Below are 9,874 nucleotides of genomic sequence, written 5' to 3' on the forward strand. Positions count from 1 at the left end.
TACAAAATTCTCTGGTCAGACTGGAGCCACTGATCAAGGGCAACCAACTCCACCGCCAGTTGAGTGAAGCCCCTTACCAGATCAGATTGTTTGGCTTCGATCACAATCACGTTATGGTTGGCAATGTAATAATCTAAGGTTCCCCGCAGGTGTTCGCTAACGGCGATGGAATATTCAATGTAAATGCGGTGATTAGTTAGATCGACTACTTCAAACAGAATTGGTGCGATCAGGGCTTCGCGACGGGCAGTTTCGTTGATCAGCTCGATGCGCTTGCGGTTACGCTCGATTTGGTGCAGCAGGGGTTCAATAGGCGCAGTGAAGGGCTGACGAGGTAGATCGATATGCGATCGCACAAGGGTACAGTCAAATTCAGCCAAGATATCTTCTAGGGTAAAGGGAAGGTGAAAATATTGGCTAAAACTGTAAGGCTGTCCAGCTTTAAGAATGCGGCGGCGGTTCATGTGTGGTTAGTCTTCGTTTGTTGACATCTCAACTAGAGCCGTTCTCATCTAAAGAACGCACCTTAATAACCTTAGCAGGAATTCCCACTACCGTAGCCCCAGCAGGTACATCAGATAAAACTACAGCATTAGCACCAATATTTGCCCCATTACCGATAGTAACCTTGCCAAAAATCTTAGCACCAGCTCCAACATTGACACGTTTTCCTAAGATGGGGGCATCGAAAGGACGATCTAAATAACGATTACCTAAAGTGACTCCTTGACGTAGGATACTATCATCACCAATAGTGCAATACCCATGAATAACAATCGCACTTTGATGCTCAATAATTACTCGACGACCAAGCTTTACCGTGTAAGGTAATTCAATCCCATAGGTATTACGAACTTTACGATATAATGCTCGGTATAGAATACTAAAGGGAGCCCGTAGTAACTTCGGTTGGATGTTCATTCTCCAGACTCCAAACCGCTGCACCGCCACAGCCCGAAATCCAGGCTTAGTCCAATCACAACCATGAGCCTTCCAATCTTCTTTAATTTGTTGCAAAAGTCCCAAATTATCCGTTTTTGGCTGGGTAGAATTTGCCGTTAAATCTGTTGGCATCACCATAATATTTTTTTAGAATGAAGAATTTAGAATGAAGAATTTAGAATGAAGAATTTAGAATGAAGAATTTAGAATGAAGAATTTAGAATTGGGAATCGGGAATAGTCCATCAGCTTTGTATAACAGGCTTCGATGCTGTGGCACCCGCATTATATGAGGTACACTTCTCAACCTCAAAGTCCCCCTTATTAAGGGGGATTTAGGGGGATCCCTTTGTACCTCATGGGTATAAGATTTGCTATAAGCTGATAGCTAAAAGCTAATCACGAAATCTTCGGACTACTAAAGGCACCACCTTTACAAAACACACTATTGCGGAGAAAATCACTAAGTAACTGGGGTGGGTCATTATCGGGCTTACCTTGAACCACTCGGCGCAATTGCCACAATAAATAACTAGAAGCCCAGGCATGATCCGCTAGAGCAGCGTAAAACCAACCATAGTTTTTAAGAAAATACCGTCGTCGAGAATCAAAGACATACTGGGGTCGGCGTTTGGGTGGACGCTTGGTGTCGGTAACACCTGAACTTTGTCCAACTAAGTGGACTACGCGACTTTCAGGGACATACCAGCATTCCCAGCCAGCTCTCTGGGCTTGCAGGCAAAAGTCCATTTCTTCGTAATACATGAAATAAGCTTCATCGATCAGGCCAACCTGCTCAAACACTTCCCGGCGAACAATCATACTTGCTCCAGCAACCCAATCCGTTGGACAGGGTTGGTCAGGAATCGGTGGCCAAACTACCCACTCCGATAATAATTTCGATACGATACCGAGACGCAAACCAGAATCTAGCTCACTGAGGACGGTATGAAACCGAAATGCTGAACACTGAGGGGTACTGTCAGGCTCTTCCAGGCGAGACCCAGCAATACCCACCTGGGGATGGTCACTCATAAATTCCACCAGGGTTTTGATGGCTCTAGGACGAACAATGGTGTCTGGATTGAGCAACAACACATAATCCGGTGGCTGATTAGACTTCAGAGCTGGGCGGATCACAGCGTTATTGCCAAACGCAAATCCACCATTGTGCTCTAGTGGCATCACCGATGCCCAACTACCCCAGTTTTCGTTTGCGATCGCATTTTTAATGGCAACAGCCGATCCATCCCCAGAGGCATTATCTGCCACTACCACCCGAGTATTCGATAAACCTGGGATTTCATCCGCTAAAGAGCGTAAGCAATCAATAGTTAAACTAGGGGTTTTGTAGTTAACAATTACTATAAGTAAAGAATTTATGGTATTGTTTTTTACTTCATTATACATAACTACTTTTGTGCTTTATTTAGCTTATACATTAAGAATTAAGTGTTAGTTATTTTGCTATTTTTTAAATTCAAAAAATAGCGTTTTTAAAACCGTAAAAATTAACACGTTTTTTTACCCTACTCCCTACTCCCTACTCCCTACTCCCTACTCCCTACTCCCTACTCCCTACTCCCTACTCCCTACTCCCTACTCCCTGATATATGATTCCTAATTCCTTTGAACTTGTCTCCGTTGATGCCGATTTTGATTCCGATTTTGATTCCGAGAACGCTGGGCTGGCAATGCCGGGGCTTTTTTAACCTTATTAGTTGTAGGTTCTTGGATCACCAATCCTGATAGTCCTCCACAAGCCAATACAAAGACAGGATTACCATGGGCATTGAGCAGAAATTCCACCATGTACAACGCTACAGCCACGGTCAGCACCGCCACTGGTGCCGCTTGCCGCTTTGGCCACAACTCCGCTGGACAACGGAACCAAAACATAGTCAACACCGGCATTAGTAAGGATGTGGTCAGGCTGGCTAGTCCAACGGTACCAGTTTCACCAAACGCAAGAATCCACAAACTATCTGGAACCGTAACTTGCTCACCCTTGTCATTAAAGATCAGACTTCTTCCCCATCCTCCCCAGCCAAACACGATCCGTTTCCGTGCTTTATCTACAAGTAGCTCTTCATTATCAAATCTAAACTGTAAGGATTGGATACGGTCTGCAGGAACCACATTCGATACATGTGAGATAATCTGATCACTAACGTAGGTTTCAGTCTGTGAGTTAATGTATAAGTAAGAACAAATAACCCCAATTAGGATAAAGACTGGCAAAGCAGTACGAAATTGCTTGCCCACAAACAAGATCCCAACTCCTAAGAGTAGTAAGAAATAGGCACCAGTGGATTTGCACAATATAAATGTGATCAACACGGCAGCTACCAGCCACTTCATCGGAATATTCCACAGTTGTTTGATCACCCCAGTGTGCCATAGCCAAATTCCCACTAAACTAGCTGCCATCATCCACAGACCCACTGGCAAACCGTGGATCATAAATACTGTCGGTCTCCATCCCCCGTAACGCATGGTTTGAGAAAAGTCAGGATGAGCAAAGAAGCCGTAAAATATCCTATGGAGCTGCGGACTAAAGCGAATTTCGTACAAACATAGGGGAACATAGATCAAGCCGCCCATGAAAATGCCAATTGACAATTCACGTAATCCACTCAAGTTATTGAGATAGATCCGACCGAGAAAATAGGGTACTCCCCAGGTCAAGGTTTGCGTCAAAACAGTAGAGAACCCATCGTAAGCCCCCAACCCATTCGTAAGAGATGAAGCCAATGGACATAGGCACCAAATTAGCATCGGCAAGTCAATCCAGCTGAATTTAAAGGAGCTAAAACGCCCAACATCGTATATAAAAGTAGCCAACAAAATACCGTAGCAAGTTGCCGACATCTTAGTATAGTCAGGTAGACCAGGCAAAGCATATTCTGCCACAGGTAGAAATAGCCATGCTACGATGAAACTCACAATGACTGCCCGCTGAGCTGGAATTCTCATGAAGAGATAAAGAACAACTGGAATCCAGCCGAACATGACGATGGGGACTAAAAAACTCATTGGCTTTTTTGGGCATAAACGTCAACAGAGTTGCTTGAGTAATTTCTGACTTAAGTAATGTAAGCTATCAGCTATCAGCTATTAGCTTAAGCGCTACGCGCACGCTACTTGAGGTGCTATCAGCTATCAGCTATTAGCTATCAGTTATCAGTTATCAGCTATCAGCTTAAGCGCTACGCGCACGCTACTTGAGGTGCTATTAGCTATTAGCTATCAGCATATGCCTTAAGTCACAGCGTCGTTCGCACAGCGTGGCCAAACGCGCCCCGCGTGGCCTAAAGGCCAAGGCCAAAGCCTGTGCCACGGTACTTGAGGTGCTTTTGAATAAAAGAGTAAGCTGAAGGCTGACGGCTGACCGCTGATGGCTGACCGCTGACCGCTGATGGCTGACGGCTGACGGCTGACCGCTGACCGCTGACCGCTGACCGCTGACCGCTGACTGCTGAATTATTACTCAAGAATTAACTTCTTAAGAAAGTTCTTGACTTTGGTTACTGGAGATTTTTTAAGTTGTAATTTTTCTCCTGGTCGAGCCTTAAATAATGTGGAATGATCGCCACTCTTGGAAAGCTCTTCAGCTGGTCTGCCATTGCTGTAGTAGTAAAGTGCCAAGGATTTCCGAGTCCGTCCTTCTGGACAAGTTAATGGCTCAGGATGTCCGTGATAGGAAAAATCTGTAGTACTAAATATCACACATCGGTTGAAGACGGGGAGAATTTTTTTCTGAGACTGAGTCATCTCTGTATCCCACATTTCAAAATGACCACCATAATCTTCTTGCCAATCTTTGTTGAGATAGATCAGAAGATTTAAGCGGCGGTCAAGGCGCAATTTTGTATGGCGATTGAAATCAGCATGGATTTTTAAGTAACCACCTTTTTCGATCTGATGCAAGCCACCACCAACAAAATGAGGATCAGGGATAATTCCATCAATACCAGTTAAATTTTCTAAAAAATTAATGAAAGTTGATGAATTGAGCTGATACAGAAAAAATCGGGTGTACTCTCCCATTTGTATTTCCGATTTTGAGGCCAGTTTTTTTTCTGGGGCAGCCTCAAATTTTTGCCAATCAATTGCATCAGCTTTAGGAAACTCATTCAGAATATTATCTAGAATCTCTTCTGGAAAGAAGTTATCCATGATAATGTGTGGGAATGGATCAGCCTGGGCGTAGGCTTCACAATGCTCCTTCGCAAAGTTAGTTAACTTTTCCGGATCTAGGCAATAGTTTAATTTTGAATCCATTTTGTTATCCATTGTTTATTTTATAGTTTTTATTCTTAATTAAGAATAGCAATACTAAATAGATCGTGATAATTTTTGTTACCTACTCCCTGCTCCCTGCTCCCTGTTCCCTGTTTTAAAAAAGTCCACTGATAGGATATCCAAAACCCAACATATATCGAGCCCAAATCACCCACATCAGTAATGTCAACAGTAGTGAAGTAGCCCAGAGGTCTTGCTTAATAAAAGAAAGCCCTTCACGACAGAGACCATAAGTTATTACTAAATAAGGGAGAATGTCATTGAAAGCAATCACGACTACTGCTCCGAGTGGTCCATTGTCGAACCTTTGCATCAGATAAAATCCTAGGGGTATGCCAATACAAACATTAAGACTCTTGACAAGTTGACTGTAAGCGTTATAGTTTGGCTTCCCAAGAGCCATCAGAGCTTGCTGAACCGTATCAATCAATAATGCAGGCCAGATGCCTAGGGTCAGGATTGGCAACATCCAAGCCGCCTCATAAAACCTCTCATCGTATAAGATAAAAATCGCAAAATCTCCAAAAGCAGTACTGACTGTCAACATCAATGCTGCAACCACTAGGATAAGTTGGCGATTGTACCAAATTTTGATCCGAAAGGTTTCCCGAGGCAAATCAGCCAGCTGAGAAAACGTTGGCAAAAGCACCTTGGAACTAATTGCCGAGATTACCTGAGAAGGTAGGTACGCTAAATTAAAGGCAACACCATAAATTCCCAATAACTCAAATGAAAACAATTTGCCTAGAATTAGTCGGTCGGCTTGGGTCGCGAGAAAGGTAAGCGCCGTTGAAATAAATATCCATTTCCCGAAGGAAAAGATGCTGTTGGCTGCCTCTTTCTCCCAGGTAAAGCGGTTTGATATTCCAGGAATTAACCAATGACTCATTACCATTTTGACCAATGCCGTCAGCACATTTCCAATAGCAAGAGCCCAGATTGTCCGATTGACAAAAGCCCAAGCGACCATCAAGATCAGGCCGGACACTTGCCCCACCAGCTCAAACATCATGATCTTGCCAAATGCCATGTGGCGGTTGAGGCTCCACACAGCAGTGGAGTTGAATCCCTCAATCAGTGGGATCACACCAATGACTGGCATCAGCCCTAACAGCTGCGGGTTATTATAGAAATGGGCAATCGGCCAAGTAATTATAAGACAAGCCACCCACAGCAAAAGGCCCCGCAAAACCTGAATAGTCCAGATAGTATTCAGAAAAACTGGGTCATCCCCACGTTTATTCTGGATGATGCTTGCACCAATCCCGACATCGGAGAATAACCGTAAGCCAATGATGAAAACGTTGGCTAGAGCCATTAAGCCGAAAAACTCTGGTGCAAGCAGGCGGGTCAGAACAAGATTACTTGCCAGTCTCAGAAACTGACTTGTTCCATAACCAGCTACTGTCCAAATAGCCCCACGGAGGAGTTGTTTTTTAAGTGATGAGGACATGGTTAGATTTCCGAGTAGGTAGACGGGATGGGTGGGGTTGCAGACTTAAAGGCATCAGATAATTTGATTAGTTTTAAAGATTGGCTCTACAGCTGATATCTGAGCATGTTGTGTAATGTAGGTACGTTACAGCTAGGTAGATAATAGTTGTTGAGCACCAGATGAATACTCCCGAACCGTATTTTGCCAGAAACGGGCTGGCTCTTGAGATGAGAAATAACGACTGATATAGTCGTGAGCATTGCGTGAAATATTGTCACGAAGTTCTGCATTCTCTAGTTCCAAAAGACATCGTGCTGCAGCCTCAGGAGTCTCGGCAGCCATAGCAGTCTTACGGTGTTCCATGCAGAAATTTGCCCCACGGGCAGTCTTACCGACTACCACAATTCCTGCTGCCATGGATTCTTGGGGAGGAAGGGCACAACCCTCAACCTCTGCAGATGCCAGGAAGACTTGTGGTCGTCTAAACTGCTTTGCTAGTTCGTGAAAGGGAAGTCCATCCACACGCTCAAATCTCCAGTAGGTACCACCTAGCTTTTGATACCATTCCTCAGTCTCGGTGATGAACTCAGGACCTTTTCTGGGAAAGGCGAAGACCAAACCTGCTTCTCTTTCTGCTTGAGGAATAAATGGAAATGCCTGGTTGTCAACTACATTGGGAACAATCTCAATTTCCTTGCCAGGATAAGTGGCTTCGCATATTTCCTTCATGAAGGGAGAGTCTGTCCAAAGAGCCACACGGCTATCTCGATAGTCAAAATCAGCTTTAACCAAAATTGGAACCTGGAGATAAGCGATCGCTGGTCCTTTGACATCATTAATCAATAGTGTCAGCCAATCAGGAATAATGCATACATCATCCGGACGACGATCTGCCCAACGGATAAAGGGTAAATCGTGAATCCCCCAAGTATTCCCAAAGGTGTTACGACCAGTCATGGTGGCAATTACTGCATCAGCCCCAGATTCCCGAGCTGCCAAGCAGTGACGCATGATATTCAGGTCTCCGCCGTTTACTTCGGATTTATAAAGCCACCTACGCCTGACCCAACTCTGAATTGGCTTTAGCTTAGGACGGCGAAGGACACGGTATATTAGCTGCCAAGTGGTGCTTGTTGAAAAGTCTGAAAGCAAAAATACAAAACGCATCAGCTAACTTTTAAAAATAAGGGAAATTATTGAAAATGGTTATCTGTTGCCCCGATTTACAATTTAAAGGCGTGAGAGCTTAGCACTCCTTGGTGGTGCCTCAATCGGAGCTTGCTTTGGAGGTAGTTCAGGATTAGATAGAAATAGGGCTGACAATTTCTTGGCTTCTGTTGCGACATCATGCCGCCTAGCAATCCGCTCCGCCCCAGCTTTACCCATTTCCTCCAGGGTTTCCACCGGGGAGTTTAAGGCTTCAGCCATTGCTGCGGTTAAGGCTTCAACAGAGCCTGGTGGCACCAGCCAACCACAGTTACCATCACTCACCAACTCAGGTATTCCGGCAACATAAGTAGTAATCACTGGACGACCCAGGGCTAAAGCTTCCATGAGCACGACTGGTAATCCTTCCGCAAAGCTGGGCAGTACCAGGGCTCGTGCTGCTAAAATTTGTTGCTGAACCTCAGTATTACTAGCCCAGCCAGTAATCTGAATGTGGTCTTGCAAACCCAACTGGGCAATAGTTGCTTCAATTTGCGATCGCAACGGTCCATCACCCACTAGTACCAACTTGAACTGCAAGCCCTCAGCCGCTAACTGATGCGCCGCTTCAATCAAGAGTAGATGTCCTTTTTGTTCACTGAGGCGACCAACGCAAACTAAGCGTGGCACCTCTGGTATGGGGGTATGGGGTTTACTCAAAAACATCTCATCCACACCACAGTGGATCACATGGATTTTTGACCACTGATTGTGGCTGCACCATCGATAAAGCTGGCTTTTGCCAAAGGAGCTAACAGCGACCACAAAAGCAGCTCGGTTGATTTTTTCTCTTAAGGCGAGAAGTTGGGATTTATCAAACTCTTCTGGACCATGAACTGTGAAGCTGTAAGATGGTCCACCGAGAGCATGACATAACATCGCTACTGTAGTTGAGTTTGTTCCGAAGTGGGCGTGAACCTTCTCAATATCTGACTCGGAAAACCAACCCAGCACAAGGCAAGCCTCAGCTAAGTAGGCTAGATGATTCAAAACTCCTCGGTCTGAACCCCAGCCGATTTTGAGGGTCAGCCCTAAGGTCTTCAAAAGACGTATCGGTCTGGTTAAGGCAGTGCGTAATAGGCTAAAACACAAGCCCACGATGCCAACTCCTAAGACAAATCGAGTCTTCTGTAGCTCTAGTTGATCGGCTTGATCAACTAGTTCAGAGGCGCAGGAACGGATAGAAAAACGTTTGACTTGAATACCGCAAGCCTCAAGGCCTGCAATCTCTCGCCGGATGAAGCTGTGACTTACCTTAGGATACTGATTAACTAGATAGGCAATTGTCATCGTGAACTCGGGGCAACGGTATGTCTGTTTCTATGAATTCGTAGTTCGTAGATTTACACCTTATCTAAGAGATGGAATAGATCGAGAAAAATCCTCAAATGTTTCAAGGGATGTAACGCCTTCATTAACATCACCTGATTAGGCTCCATTGTCCGTACCAATTTTGCCGCCTCCTCAGGCGAAAGCAACTTTGGTGGCAGTATGTTCCTAATTGTTCTTACTAAGTGTGAACTCAGAATCCGGATTGCGATCGCATCGGGGATAGGTAATATCTTGTGCGGCAGAATTAGTTTTGGTGGCAGGTTGTTCGCGTAGCGTGGCCTTTTGGCCAAGGTTGTCTGTCAGAATGAAGAATGTAGAATTTAGAATGCGCGCATTTGGAATTCTTCATTCTTCATTCTTCATTCTTCATTCTTCATTCTTCATTCAAAAATGGTGAACAACCGATTAACCTTCAGCAACCGATGTTCTAGGGTGAGACAGTCAGGGAAGATGGTTGAACACGATTAACTACTACGCCCAGACAGGTTAAGCCAAACCTGTCTATTTGATCGAGAACTTGCTTGAATCGAGATTTCTTAGTTCCTCTTAATCCGACCACCATCAAGATTCCATCTGTATTGGCAGCCAGGAAATTGGCGTCTGTATAGTTCAGTAGATTAGGAGTGTCATAGATAACCAAGTCAAATTTTTCCTG

General features: G+C 44.7%; 11 protein-coding genes. All 11 read right to left on the bottom strand.

Going from position 1 to position 9,874, the window contains the following annotated elements; translation table 11 throughout:
• A partial coding sequence (locus tag F6K51_RS33640) for a hypothetical protein (protein ID WP_293029342.1) occupies positions 1-464 on the bottom strand: 464 nt, incomplete at its 3' end.
• A 28-nt stretch (positions 465-492) separates the two neighbouring features.
• Positions 493-1,080 carry a serine O-acetyltransferase gene (locus F6K51_RS33645; RefSeq protein ID WP_293029345.1) on the bottom strand — a complete coding sequence of 196 codons (588 nt, stop codon included), beginning with the start codon at positions 1,078-1,080 and terminating at the stop codon, positions 493-495.
• Positions 1,081-1,340: 260 nt separating this feature from the next.
• On the bottom strand, positions 1,341-2,351 hold the full coding sequence (locus F6K51_RS33650; RefSeq protein WP_293029348.1) for a glycosyltransferase family 2 protein: 1,011 nt from the start codon (positions 2,349-2,351) through the stop codon (positions 1,341-1,343).
• A 210-nt stretch (positions 2,352-2,561) separates the two neighbouring features.
• Positions 2,562-3,977 (bottom strand): O-antigen ligase domain-containing protein, encoded by a 1,416-nt coding sequence (locus tag F6K51_RS33655; RefSeq protein WP_293029351.1) that lies wholly within the window; start codon positions 3,975-3,977, stop codon positions 2,562-2,564.
• 275 nt (positions 3,978-4,252) lie between these two features.
• Positions 4,253-4,435, bottom strand: coding sequence for a hypothetical protein (locus tag F6K51_RS33660; protein ID WP_293029354.1), 183 nt, complete (start codon positions 4,433-4,435; stop codon positions 4,253-4,255).
• Positions 4,428-5,237 carry a 2OG-Fe(II) oxygenase gene (locus F6K51_RS33665; RefSeq protein WP_293029359.1) on the bottom strand — a complete coding sequence of 270 codons (810 nt, stop codon included), beginning with the start codon at positions 5,235-5,237 and terminating at the stop codon, positions 4,428-4,430. The genes F6K51_RS33660 and F6K51_RS33665 overlap by 8 nt, the downstream gene beginning before the upstream one ends.
• Positions 5,238-5,340: 103 nt before the next feature.
• On the bottom strand, positions 5,341-6,699 hold the full coding sequence (locus tag F6K51_RS33670) for an oligosaccharide flippase family protein (protein ID WP_293029362.1): 1,359 nt from the start codon (positions 6,697-6,699) through the stop codon (positions 5,341-5,343).
• Between the two features lie 132 nt (positions 6,700-6,831).
• A complete protein-coding gene (locus F6K51_RS33675) occupies positions 6,832-7,848 on the bottom strand; it encodes a glycosyltransferase (protein ID WP_293029365.1) in 1,017 nt (338 codons plus the stop codon).
• A gap of 63 nt (positions 7,849-7,911) precedes the next feature.
• Positions 7,912-9,177 carry a glycosyltransferase family 4 protein gene (locus F6K51_RS33680; RefSeq protein ID WP_293029368.1) on the bottom strand — a complete coding sequence of 422 codons (1,266 nt, stop codon included), beginning with the start codon at positions 9,175-9,177 and terminating at the stop codon, positions 7,912-7,914.
• A 53-nt stretch (positions 9,178-9,230) separates the two neighbouring features.
• Complete coding sequence (locus F6K51_RS33685; RefSeq protein WP_293029371.1) at positions 9,231-9,509, bottom strand: hypothetical protein; 279 nt, start codon at positions 9,507-9,509, stop codon at positions 9,231-9,233.
• A 137-nt stretch (positions 9,510-9,646) separates the two neighbouring features.
• Positions 9,647-9,874 (bottom strand): hypothetical protein (locus tag F6K51_RS33690; protein ID WP_293029373.1); only part of this gene is annotated, 228 nt, incomplete at its 5' end.

This window comes from Moorena sp. SIO3I8 (genome assembly GCF_010692325.1).
Taxonomy (GTDB): domain Bacteria; phylum Cyanobacteriota; class Cyanobacteriia; order Cyanobacteriales; family Coleofasciculaceae; genus Moorena.